This window comes from Kineococcus deserti (assembly GCF_050871945.1).
Taxonomy (GTDB): Bacteria; Actinomycetota; Actinomycetes; order Actinomycetales; family Kineococcaceae; genus Kineococcus.
The window spans coordinates 132,184-146,975 of record NZ_JBJLSI010000007.1; the positions used below are offsets into that span (position 1 = coordinate 132,184).

At 72.7% G+C, this 14,792-nt stretch carries 16 protein-coding genes; 8 read left to right on the top strand and 8 right to left on the bottom strand.

What is annotated here, in order from left to right:
- Window positions 1-78: 78 nt before the first annotated feature.
- From pstC to pstB, 3 genes are read left to right on the top strand one after another with little or no spacing between them, the layout of a single operon-like run.
- Window positions 79-1,026 carry a phosphate ABC transporter permease subunit PstC gene (pstC, locus tag ACRYR2_RS08085; protein WP_432562324.1) on the top strand — a complete coding sequence of 316 codons (948 nt, stop codon included), beginning with the start codon at window positions 79-81 and terminating at the stop codon, window positions 1,024-1,026.
- Entirely contained in the window at window positions 1,023-2,105 is a 1,083-nt protein-coding gene (gene pstA, locus ACRYR2_RS08090; protein ID WP_432562325.1) for a phosphate ABC transporter permease PstA, read from the top strand. The genes pstC and pstA overlap by 4 nt, the downstream gene beginning before the upstream one ends.
- Window positions 2,106-2,135: 30 nt before the next feature.
- Complete coding sequence (gene pstB, locus ACRYR2_RS08095) at window positions 2,136-2,915, top strand: phosphate ABC transporter ATP-binding protein PstB (RefSeq protein WP_432562326.1); 780 nt, start codon at window positions 2,136-2,138, stop codon at window positions 2,913-2,915.
- A gap of 43 nt (window positions 2,916-2,958) precedes the next feature.
- Here the strand turns inward: pstB and ACRYR2_RS08100 are convergent, their stop codons facing one another.
- The 4 genes from ACRYR2_RS08100 to ACRYR2_RS08115 form a co-directional block, all read right to left on the bottom strand.
- A complete protein-coding gene (locus ACRYR2_RS08100) occupies window positions 2,959-3,972 on the bottom strand; it encodes an inorganic phosphate transporter (RefSeq protein WP_432562327.1) in 1,014 nt (337 codons plus the stop codon).
- Between the two features lie 3 nt (window positions 3,973-3,975).
- The gene (locus ACRYR2_RS08105; protein ID WP_432562328.1) at window positions 3,976-4,596 is read right to left on the bottom strand and encodes a DUF47 domain-containing protein; all 621 of its coding nucleotides are present in this window, start codon (window positions 4,594-4,596) and stop codon (window positions 3,976-3,978) included.
- A 97-nt stretch (window positions 4,597-4,693) separates the two neighbouring features.
- Entirely contained in the window at window positions 4,694-4,927 is a 234-nt protein-coding gene (locus ACRYR2_RS08110) for a hypothetical protein (protein ID WP_432562329.1), read from the bottom strand.
- 54 nt (window positions 4,928-4,981) lie between these two features.
- Complete coding sequence (locus ACRYR2_RS08115; RefSeq protein WP_432562330.1) at window positions 4,982-6,712, bottom strand: metallophosphoesterase family protein; 1,731 nt, start codon at window positions 6,710-6,712, stop codon at window positions 4,982-4,984.
- Window positions 6,713-6,950: 238 nt separating this feature from the next.
- Between ACRYR2_RS08115 and ACRYR2_RS08120 the strand changes: the two genes are divergently transcribed.
- From ACRYR2_RS08120 to ACRYR2_RS08130, 3 genes are read left to right on the top strand one after another with little or no spacing between them, the layout of a single operon-like run.
- On the top strand, window positions 6,951-7,790 hold the full coding sequence (locus ACRYR2_RS08120; RefSeq protein ID WP_432562331.1) for an SDR family oxidoreductase: 840 nt from the start codon (window positions 6,951-6,953) through the stop codon (window positions 7,788-7,790).
- A 53-nt stretch (window positions 7,791-7,843) separates the two neighbouring features.
- Window positions 7,844-8,272, top strand: a complete 429-nt coding sequence (locus tag ACRYR2_RS08125) for a Fur family transcriptional regulator (RefSeq protein WP_432562332.1) — start codon at window positions 7,844-7,846, stop codon at window positions 8,270-8,272.
- A 47-nt stretch (window positions 8,273-8,319) separates the two neighbouring features.
- On the top strand, window positions 8,320-9,975 hold the full coding sequence (locus ACRYR2_RS08130; RefSeq protein WP_432562333.1) for a catalase: 1,656 nt from the start codon (window positions 8,320-8,322) through the stop codon (window positions 9,973-9,975).
- Window positions 9,976-10,035: 60 nt separating this feature from the next.
- Here the strand turns inward: ACRYR2_RS08130 and ACRYR2_RS08135 are convergent, their stop codons facing one another.
- Complete coding sequence (locus tag ACRYR2_RS08135; RefSeq protein ID WP_432562334.1) at window positions 10,036-10,485, bottom strand: hypothetical protein; 450 nt, start codon at window positions 10,483-10,485, stop codon at window positions 10,036-10,038.
- 321 nt (window positions 10,486-10,806) lie between these two features.
- Window positions 10,807-11,187 carry a winged helix-turn-helix transcriptional regulator gene (locus tag ACRYR2_RS08140; protein ID WP_432562335.1) on the bottom strand — a complete coding sequence of 127 codons (381 nt, stop codon included), beginning with the start codon at window positions 11,185-11,187 and terminating at the stop codon, window positions 10,807-10,809.
- Between the two features lie 83 nt (window positions 11,188-11,270).
- Between ACRYR2_RS08140 and ACRYR2_RS08145 the strand changes: the two genes are divergently transcribed.
- Both ACRYR2_RS08145 and ACRYR2_RS08150 read left to right on the top strand, forming a co-directional pair.
- Window positions 11,271-12,122 (top strand): SDR family oxidoreductase, encoded by an 852-nt coding sequence (locus ACRYR2_RS08145; protein ID WP_432562336.1) that lies wholly within the window; start codon window positions 11,271-11,273, stop codon window positions 12,120-12,122.
- Window positions 12,123-12,246: 124 nt separating this feature from the next.
- Window positions 12,247-13,176 (top strand): oxygenase MpaB family protein, encoded by a 930-nt coding sequence (locus tag ACRYR2_RS08150; protein ID WP_432562337.1) that lies wholly within the window; start codon window positions 12,247-12,249, stop codon window positions 13,174-13,176.
- Here the strand turns inward: ACRYR2_RS08150 and ACRYR2_RS08155 are convergent.
- Both ACRYR2_RS08155 and ACRYR2_RS08160 read right to left on the bottom strand, forming a co-directional pair.
- Window positions 13,137-14,150, bottom strand: coding sequence for an alanine racemase (locus tag ACRYR2_RS08155; RefSeq protein WP_432562396.1), 1,014 nt, complete (start codon window positions 14,148-14,150; stop codon window positions 13,137-13,139). The genes ACRYR2_RS08150 and ACRYR2_RS08155 overlap by 40 nt on opposite strands.
- A 119-nt stretch (window positions 14,151-14,269) precedes the next feature.
- Window positions 14,270-14,710, bottom strand: a complete 441-nt coding sequence (locus ACRYR2_RS08160; protein ID WP_432562338.1) for an OsmC family peroxiredoxin — start codon at window positions 14,708-14,710, stop codon at window positions 14,270-14,272.
- Window positions 14,711-14,792: the final 82 nt, after the last annotated feature.

The window sequence follows — 14,792 nt, forward strand, 5'->3', positions numbered from 1 at the left end:
CAGTTCCACCCGTCACCGCCGTCCCGTTCCACCACCCGGGGCCACCGTTCCGGGGACCAACGACCTCGGAGGACCCGGGTGAGCAGCCCCACCCCCACCGCAGGTGACCGCGTCGAACTCGAACGCGGCGCCAAACGCCCCGGCGACAGGATCTTCAGCGGGACCGCGACGGGAGCGGGTGTCCTCATCCTGCTCGTCCTGGCCGCGGTGGCCGCCTTCCTCGTCGGCCAGTCCGTGCCGGCCCTGACCGCGGACCCGACCGAGGTCGACGGCGGCGAGGGCCTCGTCGCCTACATCTGGCCGCTGCTGTTCGGCACGATCCTGGCGGCCCTCATCGCCCTGCTCATCGCGACCCCGATCGCCGTGGGCATCGCGCTGTTCATCTCCCACTTCGCCCCGCGCCGGCTGGCGCAGGGCCTGGGCTACCTCGTCGACCTGCTCGCCGCCGTGCCCAGCATCGTCTACGGCATCTGGGGCATCGTCGTGCTGTCCCGCGCGACGGCGCCGATCTACGGCTGGCTGGCCGACAACCTCGGCTTCATCCCGCTGTTCGAGGGCCCGGCCTCGGCGACCGGCCGCACCATCCTCACCGCCGGTCTCGTCCTCGCGGTCATGGTGCTGCCGATCGTCACCGCCATCAGCCGCGACGTCTTCATGCAGACCCCGCGGCTGCACGAGGAGGCCGCCCTGGCCCTGGGCGCCACCCGCTGGGAGATGATCAAGTACTCGGTCATCCCCTACGGCCGCTCCGGTGTCGTCAGCGCCTCCATGCTGGGCCTGGGTCGCGCGCTCGGTGAGACCATGGCCGTCGCGCTGGTGCTGTCGGTGTCGAACGTCGTCACCTTCAACCTCATCAGCAACACCAACCCGTCGACGATCGCGGCGAACATCGCGCTGAACTACCCCGAGTCGTCCGGGCTCGACATCAACGTCCTCATCGCCAGCGGCCTGGCCCTGTTCGTCCTCACCTTCCTGGTGAACTTCGCCGCCCGCTGGGTCGTCCAACGCTCCGGAGCCAAGGCATGACCACCACCACGCCCGGGTCGGCGGACGAGCTCGCCGCCGCCATCGACCAGCCGCTGAGCCAGGCCAAGCTGCCCCGCTGGGCCCCGTGGGGCTCGCTGGTGCTGGCCGTCGTCGTCTCCCTGGCGGTCCTGCTGCCCGGCGGCACCTCCGTCGCCGCCGTCGTCGTGCTCGCCGCCCTGCTGCACCTGGTGGTCATCGGTGTCGCCTCCGGGGTGCGCGAGGGCAGCCGCAAGGCCAAGGACCGCCTCGTCACCGCGCTGGTGACCATCGCCTTCGGCATCGCGATGGTCCCGCTGGTCTCCGTCGTGTGGACCGTCGTCGACAACGGCCGGCACCGCCTGGACGCCGACTTCTTCACCATGTCGATGTTCCGCGTCGTGGGCGAGGGCGGCGGCGCCCTGCACGCCATCTGGGGCACGATCATCGTGACCCTGCTCGCCGCGGTCATCTCGGTGCCCATCGGGCTGCTGGCCGCCGTCTACCTCGTCGAGTACGGCGCGGGCAGCCGGCTGGCCAAGGCCATCACGTTCCTGGTCGACGTCATGACCGGCATCCCCTCGATCGTCGCCGGCCTCGCCGTCGCAGCGGTGTTCGCGCTGCTCATCGGCAACAGCGAGCGGCTCGGCATCATGGGTTCGATCGCGCTGGCGATCCTCATGATCCCCACGGTCGTGCGCTCGACCGAGGAGATGCTCAAGCTCGTCCCGAACGACCTGCGCGAGGCGGCGTACGCCCTGGGCGTGCCCAAGTGGCGCACCATCACCAAGGTCGTCCTGCGCACCAGCGTCTCGGGCATCGCGACGGGCATCACGCTGGCCGTGGCCCGCGTCGCCGGCGAGACCGCGCCGCTGCTCATCACCCTGGGCCTGACGACGGGCACGAACTTCAACCCCTTCGAGGGCCGGATGGCGACGCTGCCCGTCTTCGCCTACACGCAGTACACCCAGCCCGGCGTGCCCGCCGAGGCCGGGACCGAGCGCGCCTGGACGGCGGCGCTCGTCCTGATCATCCTGGTGATGGCGCTCAACCTCGTCGCGCGGCTCATCTCGCGCTTCTTCGCCCCCAAGACCGGCCGCTGACCGTTCGCTGACCTGTAAGGAGCCACTCCCATGGCCAAGCTCATCGACGTGAGCGACCTGAACATCTTCTACGGCGACTTCCTCGCCGTGGAGGACGTCAACATGACCATCGAGCCGCGGGCCGTGACCGCGCTCATCGGTCCGTCCGGCTGCGGCAAGTCGACCTTCCTGCGCACGCTGAACCGCATGCACGAGGTCATCCCCGGCGCCCGGGTGGAGGGCAAGGTCGTCATGGACGGCCAGGACCTCTACGACAAGGACGTGGACCCGGTCTCGGTGCGCCAGCACATCGGCATGGTGTTCCAGCGGCCCAACCCGTTCCCGACCATGTCGATCTACGACAACGTCGCGGCGGGCGTCCGGCTGAACGCCAAGCGCATGCGCAAGAGCGACCTGGACGACCTCGTCGAGAAGTCGCTGCAGGGCGCGAACCTCTGGAAGGAGGTCAAGGACCGTCTCGACAAGCCGGGCCTGGGCCTGTCCGGCGGTCAGCAGCAGCGTCTGTGCATCGCCCGCGCCATCGCGATCCGGCCCTCGGTCCTGCTCATGGACGAGCCGTGCTCCGCGCTGGACCCGATCTCGACCCTGGCCATCGAGGACCTCATCGGTGAGCTCAAGAGCGAGTACACGATCGTGATCGTGACCCACAACATGCAGCAGGCCGCGCGCGTGTCGGACAAGACCGGGTTCTTCAACCTGGCCGGCGTGGGCAAGCCGGGCAAGCTCGTCGAGATCGACGACACCTCGACGATCTTCAGCAACCCCTCGCAGAAGGCGACCGAGGACTACATCTCAGGCCGCTTCGGCTGAGCCGCCCCCGCACGCGGAAGGGCCCCGGCGATCGCCGGGGCCCTTACGCGTGCGGGTCCGGGGCACACAGCAGGAAGTGCACCGGGACGTAGAAGAGCGCGGCGAACAGGCCCGCGGCCGGCAGCGTGAGGACCCAGGCGCCGACCATCGACCGGGCCACCCCCCAGCGCACGGCGGAGAAGCGCTTGGTGGCCCCGACGCCCATGATCGCCGAGGAGATCGTGTGGGTCGTGGAGACCGGGGCGTGGAACGTCAAGGCCGCGACGTACAGGACCGAGGCCGACACCGCCTCGGCCGCGAAGCCGCGGGCGGGGTCGAGGTGGATGATGCGCCGCCCCAGCGTGCGCATGATCCGCCAGCCACCGGAGTAGGTGCCCAGGCTGATCGCGAGCGCGGCGGACAGCTTGACCCACCACGGGATCGACTCGCCCTCGTGGAAGCCGCCGGCCACCAGCGCCAGGACGATGACACCCATCGTCTTCTGCGCGTCCTGCAGGCCGTGCCCGAGGGCCATGGCGGCGGCCGAGACGGTCTGCAGCATCCGGAAGCGGCGGTGGGTCGGAGCCGGGGCCTGGCGGCGCACGGCCCAGAGGATGACGACCATGACCAGGTAGCCGAGCAGGAACCCCGACAGCGGCGAGATCACCATCGGGATGATGACCTTGTCGAGGATGACGCTCCAGTGCACCGTCGCGCTGGAGGCGACGCCGGCCCCGGCCAGCGCACCGATGAGCGCGTGCGAACTGGACGAGGGCAGGCCCACGCGCCAGGTGACGAGGTTCCAGCCGATCGCGCCGAGCAGGGAGGCCAGCACGATCGCCATGCCGTACGCCCCGCCCCCGACGTCGACGATGCCCGATCCGATGGTCTCGGCGACGCCGGTGCCGAGGAAGGCGCCGATGAGGTTGAACACCGCGGCCATCAGCAGGGCGATGCGCGGGGTGAGGGCGCGGGTCGACACGGAGGTGGCGATGGCGTTGGCGGCGTCGTGGAAGCCGTTGGTGAAGTCGAAGGTCAGGGCGACGGCGACGACCACGATGACGAGGGCCAGCTCCACCGGTCAGGACTCCTTGACCGCGATGGTCTCCACGGTGTGGGCCACGTGCTCGAAGGCGTCGGCCGCGTCCTCGAGGGTCTCGATGATCTCCTTGTGCTTCATGATCGCGATGGCGTCGTAACCGCCGTCGAAGATCTCGGCCAGGAGCCGGCGGTGGATCTGGTCGGCCTGGTTCTCCAGGCGGTTGATCTCGACCCAGTAGTCGGACAGGTCGGCCAGCGACCGCAGCCGGGGCATGGCCTCGGCGGTCAGCTCGGCCTGCCGGGCCAGGACCTGGACGAGGTCGGAGACGGCGTCGGGCAGCTTGCCGACCTTGTACAGGACCATGAGGTCGACGGCGGCCTGCATGAGGTCGAGGCAGTCGTCCAGCCGGGAGGTCAGCTGGTAGATGTCCTCGCGGTCGAAGGGGGTGACGAACGAGGAGTTCACCCGCCGCAGGACGGCGTGCGCGGCCTCGTCGCCGCGGTGCTCGATCTCCTCCATGCGGGTGCCGAGTTCGACGCGCCGGGCGTGGTCGCTGCCGATGACCTCGGTCAGGACGGCCGTGGCCTCGACGAGGATCCTGCCCGTGTCGGCGAACAGCTCGTAGAACGAGTTGTCCTGTGGTGTCAGTCGGAAACGCACGCCATGCTCCGCGGAGTCGATCGGTGGGTCGGGGATCTCCAACCCGACCCGCGACTCTAGGCGGTCGGCGCACCGGGGGCCGACACCGCCCGCGTCGTCAGGCCTCCTGCGGGCCGCCCTCGACGCCCAGGACCCGGTCCAGCTCGCCCTCGGGCAGCGGGCCGTCGCTCTCGGAGGCGGCGACGACGACGTCGGTGTACAGCTCGATCTCCTCGGCCAGGACCGTGTCGGCCAGCGGGGCGGGCGGGGCCGCGGCGACCGGGACGTGGGGGCGCGGGCCGGACGAGGTGTCCGCCCCGGACGGGAGCTCCGGATCGAGGGAGTGCGTCATGGTGCTCCCACCGTACGCCGCCCGTCCCCCCGTGGGGGACGGGTTCCGGAACCCTCAGCCGAGGGGAGTCGCGACGTCGCTCTGCGTCGACTGGGCCGGGTCCGGCGGCCCGCTGGGACCGGCGGTGGCGCTGTCCGTGGCGCTGTCCGTGGCGCTGTCCGTGGCGCTGTCCGTGGCGCTGTCCGTGGGGCTTCCCGTGGGGCTCGGCGTGGGCACGGTGAGCGGTGGCCGGTCCTCGTCGGTCAGGACCGTGCGCTGCAGGTTCACCTCGGCCAGTCCCAGTCCCCCGACCGTCACCTCGTCGTAGGCCAGCAGCTTCCCGGCGTCCTCCCCGCTCGCGCCGAAGTACAGCAGCGTGGCCGACAGCGGCACGGGTTCGCCGTCGGCCAGGCGGTTCAGGCCGGCGGAGGTGATGCCGGCGCCGCCGGTCGTGCCCTCCACCATGATCCGGGTGCCCGAGGCGTCGAGGGTCACCGAACGCTTGTGCAGGTGCCCGGCCAGCACCAGCGGCACCCGCCCGAGGAGGGGCTGCAGACCGCTGGGGTCGTGGACGAGGGCGACGTCGACGGGGTCGTCGGGGTGCGCGGCTCCCCAGTCCTCGATCCCGGCGGCCAGGACCTCGTTGGCGGCCTCCTGGACGTCCTCGGCCCCACCGGTGGCCGGCGCCCCCTCGCCGTCGGGGGTGAAGACGGGGTCGCCCTGACCGGCCAGGACGAGGCCGGCGACCTGGGCCGTCGAGCCCTGGTCCAGCACGACGGCGCCCTGGGCGGCGACCTGGGCCTGGGTGTCGGCCGAGTCGTGGTTGCCCCGCACCCACACGTACGGGACCTCGATCCCGCCGATGCGGTTCAGGTAGCTGGCCTCGGCCGCGCTGCCCAGGGTCGTGGTGTCGCCGGTGTCGATGACGGCCTGCACCCCGAACTGGCTGACGAGGTTCTCGGTGAGGTCGTACCCGAGCGGGTTCAGGTGCAGGTCGGAGATGTGCAGGACCGTCGTGACGTCCTCCCCGAGCCCGCCGCCCCCGGCCTGGCCGTCGCCCAGGACGGGCAGGTTGGCCGCGGCGGCGTACAGCGTCGAGACGCTGCGGACGATGTCGGACAGGCCGCTGCGGTAGCTCTCCAGCCGGTCCAGGGCGTTCTCGGTGGTGGAGACGAGGTAGGGCGCGCGCGAGAGCAGGCCGGTGAACTGCGGCTGGCGCAGCGCGGCCGGGTCGAACGTGGCCCACGCTCCCCCACCGGCGGCCACGACGACGACGAGCAGCCCCGCACCGGTCTGCAGGGTGCGCCGGCGGGAGCGGTGGACCACGACGGCCGCCAGCAGCGCCCCGGCGAACCCGCAGGCCAGGCTGTACGCGGCGGCGCGGACGGTGGCGACGCGGACGGTGTCGGCGGCCGTGAGCTCCAGGGCGAGCAGCTGCTGCGGGGACCGGACCAGCCGCGCGGCCGCGTCCAGGTCGACGCTCTCGATGGTGGCGGTGACCACGACCGGTGCGCGGTGGGTGTCGAAGGTGACCTTGCCGACCGGCGGCAGGTCCACCTCCACCCCCGGCGACAGGCTCGGGCGCACCCGCACCTCGGTCTGCAGCGGACCGACGTACGTGCTGGCTCCGGGAGCCAGCGAGAAGCCGATCCCGGCCCCGACGAGGGTCACCAGCAGGATCCCGAACCACGGCAGCACGTGCCGCCGCACGAACCGGGTTCCCCGGCGCCGGCCGAACCGGTGGGCCGCGTCCCGCCAGCGCTGGGGCGGGCGGGGCAGGCGCGGTCGGCGGATCCTCGGGGACATCACCCACGATCTTCCCGCAGCAAGGGCCGTCGCGCCGTCCGTGGGGCGGCGCGCGGTGACCGCAGACCCGATCACCGCGCACGCGGTGACATCGCGCCCGAACCCCACCCGCCCGGCCACCGGCGCGCGGTGACCCCGCACCCGATCACCGCGCACGCGGTGACATCGCGCCCGAACCCCCGGCCCGGCCCCTTCGGGCGGGCGGTTCCGGTCGGCGCGCAGCGGGTACTGCCCGGTCATGAGCGAGAACACCGACCTGCGCGACCTGCGGTCCCCCTCCCCCACCGGCCGTCCCGGCCCCGCCGTCGTCACGGGCGCCGAGTCCGGCATCGGCCGGGCCGTGGCCGTCGAGCTGGCCCGCCGCGGCCACGACGTCGGCGTCACCTGGTTCCGTGACGAGGCCGCCGGCCGCGCGACCGTCGAGGAGGTGCAGGCCCTGGGCCGGCGCGCGGCGCTGCGGCACGTGGACCTGCGCGAGCTGCCGGCCGCCGCGGACGTCCTGGACGACCTCGCCGAGGAGCTCGGCGGGATCGAGGTGCTGGTCAACGACGCCGGGACGGGCACGTCGACGTTGCTGCTGGACCTGTCGTTCGAGGACTGGCGGGAGGTGATCTCGGTCGACCTCGACGCCGCGTTCCTGTTCCTGCAGCGCGCGGCGCGGCGGATGGTGGCGGCCGGCCGCGGTGGGCGCGTCGTCAACATCACCAGCGTGCACGAGCACCAGCCGCGCGTGGGGGCGGCGCCGTACTGCGCGGCCAAGGGCGGTCTGGGGCTGCTGACGCGGACCGCGGCCATCGAGCTGGCCGAGCACGGCATCACCGTCAACGCCGTCGCGCCCGGCGAGATCGCCACCCCCATGACGGGCCAGGAGGACACCGATCCGCACACCGAGCACCGCCCGGGGGTGCCGTTGGGCCGTCCGGGGGACGCTCGGGAGATCGCCTCGGTCGTGGGCTTCCTGTGCTCGCCGGAGGCCTCGTACGTCACGGGGGCCTCGTACGCGGTGGACGGCGGCATGCTGCAGATGGGTCCGATGGCCGGTTCGCACCTGACGAGCGAGGACTGGCGACGCCCGTGACTTAGGCCCGCCTCTCTTGACTGGTTCCAGACTGGCCTGGTTGGGTCGGACCCGTGACCAGTGCCGAGCGCCTGCGGGCGAAGGGGTTGCGGGCGACCCGTCCGCGCGTCGTCGTGCTGGACGTCCTCGACGCGGCCCGCGCGTCCCACGAGCACCTGCCCGTGGCCCAGATCGCCGAGCGCGCCCGGGTCAAACTGCCGACGGTGTCGACGCAGGCCGTGTACGACTGCCTCGACGCCCTCACCGGCGCGGGCCTGGCCCGCGGCATCGAACCGGCGGGCCACCCCGCCCGGTTCGAGGCGCGGGTCGGCGACAACCACCACCACCTGGTGTGCCGCGACTGCGGCCGCACGGTCGACGTGGACTGCACGCTCGGTCACGCCCCCTGTCTCGCGCCCTCCGACACCGCCGGGTTCGCGGTCGAGGAGGCCGAAGTGGTGTTCTGGGGTCGTTGCCCCGAGTGCCGCAGCCAACGGTCCTGACGAAACATCGCCTGACTGAACAGCAAGGAACAACGAGAGGAAGTGCGATGACCGACGTCGCGAGCCAGCCCTCGGCCCCCGGGGACGACCGTCCGGTCCTGACCAACCGTCAGGGCCACCCGGTCTACGACAACCAGAACCAGCGCACCGTCGGGGCCCGCGGCCCGGCGACGCTGGAGAACTACCAGTTCCTGGAGAAGATCAGCCACTTCGACCGCGAGCGCATCCCCGAGCGTGTCGTGCACGCCCGTGGCGCGACCGCGTTCGGCTACTTCGAGGCCTACGGCACCTTCGGCGACGAGCCGATCTCGAAGTACACCCGCGCGAAGCTGTTCCAGACCAAGGGGGCGCGCACCGAGGCCGCTCTGCGCTTCTCCACCGTCGCCGGCGGCCGGGACTCCTCCGAGGCCGTGCGCGACCCGCGCGGTTTCGCGGTGAAGCTGTACACCGAGGACGGCAACTGGGACCTCGTCGGCAACAACCTCGCGGTGTTCTTCATCCGCGACGCGATCAAGTTCCCCGACTTCATCCACTCGCAGAAGCCGGACCCGGTGACCTTCGAGCGCCAGGTGCCGAACCGCGTGTTCGACTTCTGGAGCCAGTCGCCCGAGGCCATGCACATGCTGACGCTGGTGAACTCCCCCCGCGGGATCCCGGCCAGCTACCGGCACATGCAGGGTTTCGGCGTCAACACCTACAAGTGGGTCAACGCCGCCGGTGAGACCGTCCTGGTCAAGTACCACTGGTACCCCACCCAGGGTGTGAAGTCGTGGACCTCGGCCGACGCGGCCGCGGTGCAGGCCCAGGAACTCGGCGTGCACACCAAGGACCTCTACGACGCGATCGACCGCGGCGACTTCCCCGAGTGGGAGCTGAAGGTCCAGATCATGTCCGACGACGAGCACCCCGAGCTCGACTTCGACCCGCTGGACGACACCAAGGTCTGGCCGGAGAACCAGTTCCCGCTGACCCCGATCGGCAAGCTGGTCCTGAACCGCAAGCCGGCGAACTTCTTCGTCGAGTCCGAGCAGATCGCGTTCGGCACCGGCGTCCTGGTGGACGGCCTGGACTTCTCCGACGACAAGATGCTCGTCGGCCGGACGTTCTCCTACTCCGACACCCAGCGCTACCGCGTGGGCCCGAACTACCTGCAGCTGCCGGTCAACGCGGCCAAGGTCCCGGTGCACACCAACCAGCGCGACGGCCAGATGGCCTTCGGCGTGGACGGTGCGGGGTCGAACCCGTCGGTGAACTACGAACCGTCGATCCTGGGTGGCCTCAAGGAGGCCACCTACCCCACGCACGACGAGCAGGGTCCGGTCATCTCCGGTCGCCTGACCCGCAAGCGCATCCCGCGCACGAACGACTACCAGCAGGCCGGTGAGCTGTTCCACCTGTTCTCCGAGTGGGAGCGCGAGGAACTGGTCGCCAACCTCGTCGGTGGCCTGTCGCAGTGCGACCGCGCCATCCAGGAGCGCATGGTCTGGCACTTCTACATGGCCGACGACGCCTACGGCGACGCGGTCGGCGGCGGCCTGGGCATCAGCGCCGACGACGTCCGTGACCTGCAGCCGCTGCAGAGCCAGACGCTGAACGAGGCCGAACTGGCCCGCGCGGCGAACCTGGGCAAGAACGGTGTCCGCGACGTCGAGGGTCTGGTCATGACCCACGTCGTGCCGAACGAGCGGGACGTCCGGGCCTGAGCCTGGTCGAGCGCTGAGGAGGGCGCCGGTTCCCGCGGGGAACCGGCGCCCTCCGTCGTCTCAGTGGTCCAGGGCGGCGACCCGGTCGTGTGCGTGCCGGAACCACCCGGGTCCCGTGGCCGCCGCGTACGCGATGCCCAGCGGTACCCCGAGGAGGCGGTTCGGACGGTCGACGCCTCGGCGGCGCAGGCGTTCGGGAAGTCCTCGGCCCAGGAGCCACACCGGCGTCGCGGCCGCCGCGACGGTGAACTGCCGAAGCGTCACCGTCGTCTCGTGGACCGGCCACGAGACGCCGGCGTCCGGCGCCGGCGCGTGCTCCCGCGTCGCCGCGTTCCACACCGCGTCGGAGGCGGCCAGCACCAGCCCGCCGACCGCGCCCACGGCGCACCACTTCACCCACCGCCGGCCCCTGCTGGGTTCGTCGAAGACCGCCTGACCGACGGCGATGAGGGATCCGTCGACGACGGTGTTCAGGACGGCGAGACCACGGGCGAGGTGGAGGGGCTCCATGATCGGCGAACGCCCCGGCCGGCCGCCCCGTTCCTCCGGGCCCTCACGCGGCGTCGAGCGAGCGGCGGATCCAGGCGGGTGCGGCCGTGGGGCGCGTGCGGGGAGGAGGTGTTCTCCGCGTGCGCGTCGGTGTCGCCGATGAGGACCTTCAGCACGGTGAACCGCACGAGCTGGTCCACGTCACCCCCGTCGCCGGCCAGCAGCCCGGCGATCGGAGGGAGGTCGGCCGCCGGACGGTGCCAGCCCCGGGGGGGAGGGGGACGACGAGGACCCTCATGGCCCTGGTGGACGTCTGTCGTCGTCCACCAGGGTGATGCGGCATCAGCGGCCGGCGTAGTCGCGACGGGCCGTCTCGACCTGCGACGCCGACGCCTCGAGCAGGTCCGCCAGGTCGCGCAGGCGCTCGGCGACGGCCGCCCCGAGCGCGGTGAGTTCGTACTCGACGCGCGGCGGGATCGCGGTCACGACGTCGCGCAGCACCAGGCCGTCGCGTTCCAGCGTCTGCAACGTCTGCGACAGCATCTTCTCGCTGACGCCGTCCACCTTGCGCCGCAGCGCGTTGAAGCGGAAGCTCCCCTCCCCCAGCGCCACCAGCACGAGCGAGGCCCACTTGGAGGTGACGTCCTCGAACGCCGCGCGCGAGGTGCAGTCGCGGGCGAAGACGTCCGCCACGAGGTCCTGCGCGGGTCCGTCGGTGTCCATGTCCCGAGGTTACCGCGGGAATGGAGGGCACTTTCCAATAGTTGGTGCCCTCGCAAGCACAGCGTCCAGCAGAGGAGCCCGTCATGACCACCTACGCCGTCACCGCCGCCAGCGGCCACCTCGGCCGCCTCGCCGTCGAGGACCTCCTCGCCCGCGGCGAGGGCGACGTCGTCGCGATCGTCCGCGACCCCGGGAAGGTCGCCGACCTCGCCGGGCGCGGGGTCACCGTCCGCGCGGGCGACTACGACGACCCGGCCTCGCTGGCCGCGGCGCTGCAGGGCGTCGACCGGCTCCTGCTGGTCTCCGGCAGCGAGCCGGGCAAGCGCATCGCGCAGCACACCCGCGTCGTCGAGGCGGCGAAGGCCGCCGGCGTGCAGCGCATCGCCTACACCTCGATCCTGCGCGCGGACACGTCCGGCAACCCGCTGGCTCCCGACCACGCCGGCACCGAGGAGGTCCTGGCCGCCGCCGGGATCGAGTTCACGGTGCTGCGCAACAGCTGGTACCTGGAGAACTACACCGCCCAGCTCGGGCAGTACCTGCGGACGGGCGAGATCGTCGGTTCCGCGCACGAGGGCCGGGTCAGCGCCGCCAGCCGCGCCGACTACGCACAGGCCGCCGTCGCCGCCCTGACCGCCGAGGACCCCGGGCAGGTCCACGAACTCGCGGGCGCGAGCTTCAGCTTCCCCGAACTGGCCGCCGCCGTCACCGAGGTGACCGGCGCCACCGTGACCTACCGCGACCTGACGACGCAGGAGCACGTGCAGACGCTGCAGGCCGTGGGCCTCGACGCCGGCACCGCCGCCTTCGTCGCCGCGCTCGACGCCTCGATCGCCGCCGGTGACCTGCAGACCGACCGGACCGACCTCGTGGAGCTGCTGGGCCGCCCCGCGACCAGCCTCACCGACGCCCTGCGCGCCGCCCACGGCGCCTGAGACTCCCGCGGCGGGCACGCCTCCCGTCCCGGGAACGTGCCCGCCCGGGGCGGGACGTGTGCTCCCCACCGGGTGGAGGCGGGTCGGGCGGGCGGACGGTGTGCTTTCCGCGCAGTATCGGAAGGTGTCTCCCGACCGGAAACTGCCACGTCTGCCGCTGTCCGCGGTGTTCCCGCCCCCGCCCGGCCCGGGCGTTCCCGGCGACCCGGGGGTGTGCCCACCCGGCGGGCCGTTCCGCCGGGTCCACGCCGAACGTGCCGTCGTCCTCGGCGGGCCCGCGGCGATCCTGCTGCAGGTGGCGCACCCCTTGGTCGCCGAAGGCGTTGCGGTGCACAGCGACTACACCTCCGGACCGGCGCGGCGGTTGCTCGGAACGCTGCAGGCCGCGTTGACCGTCGCGTTCGGCGACACCGCGCAGGCGCACGAGATGGCGCGTTCCGTCGGGAGGCAGCACGCCCGGGTGCGCGGCGTCACCCGCACCGGGAGCCCGGGAACGCCCGCGGGCACCCCCTACCGCGCGAACGACCCGCACCTGGCGCTGTGGGTGCACGCGACGCTGGTGTGGACGGCACGGCGGGTGGCGCACCGGTACGCCGGGCTGGAGCTGTCCGCCGCCGAGCGCGAACGGCACTGGCAGGAGTCCAAACCGTTCGCCCGGCTGTTCGCCGTCCCCGACGACGTCCTGCCGGGCACCGTCGCCGAGTTCGACGAGTACTTCGCCGGCACCCTGCGACGGCTGGTCGTGACCGACGCCGCCCGCCGGGTCGCGGCCGACGTCCTCACCCAGCGCACGGCTCCCCCGCTGCCGGGGATCGCGGCACTGGTCCGCAGCGTCACCTCCGACGTCCTGCCCGAACCGCTGGCCGTGGCCTACGGGACCCCTCGCACCCGTGGCCGGCGCGTCGTCGCCACCGCCACCCGCGAACTCCTGCGGGCCGCCAGACCGGTGCTGCCGCGGCGCATCGCGCAGTGGCCGCACGCGGAGGTGGCCCGCCGCCGCCTCGACGCCGGGGCTCAGGTGTTGCAGCCGCGCGCGTCCACCGCCCAGGTCTGACCGCCGACCACCTGCAGTTCGTCGACGAGGTTCACGGCCGAGCACACGTGGTTCGGCACCAGCCGCAACCGGGTCCCGACGGGCACGTCGAGGCCGGTGATCGTCGCGTGGTGCTCCGACAGCGCCGCGATCCGGGCCTCGGGGTGGTCCAGCAGGCGGCCGAACCCGGAGGCGTAGGCGGGGCGGTCGGCGCCCAGCACCTTGCTGCCGGCGTCGGCGACGATCCGGTCGGCGAACCGCGCGACGACGGTGGAGGTCACGGTGAGCGCGATGTGCTCGGGGGCGATGCTGCCCAGTTCCCACTGCTGGGCGTCGCCGAACACGTAGACGCCGGGCCGGTACTCGGTGAGGACGCCCGCGTCGGCGAACGCGGCCGACGGCGTCGACCCGCCGCTGACGACGCGCGCCGCGATCCCCTCCGCGGCCAGCGAGTCGACGGCGCGGGCGAGTTCACGCGCTTCGTCGGCGGCGGCCGCGGCCCGGCCGGTCGGTGAGTAGGAGTGGCCGGGGAACGCGAACACCCCCTCGACGGTCAGGCCGGCGTCCCGGGCCGCCGCCGCGATCGCTCCGGCGGCAGCGGCGGGTGCACCGCTGCGGCCCATCCCGGGGTCGACCTCGACGAGCACCCGGAGCCCCGGAACCCGCGCGAGCGCCGGCACCGACGCGGTTCCGGACAGCCCGACGCTCACCCGCGCGCGTCCGGTCAGCGCGCGCAACCGCGCTGCGCGGGCCTCGTCGACGAACAGCGGGTAGGCGATGAACAGGTCGTCGCAGACCTGCGCGAACACCTCGGCCTCGGCGACCGTCGCCACCGTCAGCCCGACGGCGCCGGCCGCCAGTTGCCGCCGGGCGATCTCCAGGGACTTGTGGGTCTTGGCGTGCGGCCGCACCGCCAGCCCGGTCAGGGCCGACCGCGTCCGGGCCAGGTTGTCCTCGAGCAGGTCCGGGTCGACCAGCACGTGCGGCGTCGGGATCTCCACGACGTCATCGTGCCCCGGCCCACGCCGAGCCGGTGAGCGACCCCGCCGACGTCGCGCGGAACCAGCGGCCCCACGACGGCGCCGCTGGCCCGCTGCGTCCGGTGCGGTGCGGTTCAGGACTCCATCGACGCGTCGAGGCTGATCTCGACACCGGTGAGGGCCTTGGAGACCGGGCAGGTCTCCTTGGCGGCCTGCGCGGTCTTGACGAAGGTGTCGTTGTCGATGCCGCCCACCTCGCCGGTCACCTTGAGCGTGATGCCGGTGAGCCTGAACCCACCGGCGGAGTCCGGGCCCAGCGAGACGTCGGCGACGACCTCCAGGCTCTCGGGGGTGCCGCCGGCCTCGGCCAGCAGCGCGGAGAACTGCATGGCGAAGCACGAGGAGTGCGCCGCGGCGATGAGTTCCTCGGGGCTGGTGGTGCCCCCGGCGTCCTCGGCGGCGCGCTTGGGGAAGGAGACGTCGTAGGTCCCGACCTGGGAGCTGGACAGCTCGACCTGGCCGGACCCCTGCTCCAGGGTGCCGTTCCAGGCGGTGCGTGCGGTACGGGTGGGCATGGTTCCTCCACGGTTGCGGACGTCTGGCCGCCCCATCCTCACCACTGCCCCGGCGCCCCGCCACCCCGGTCCACCCGGGTCC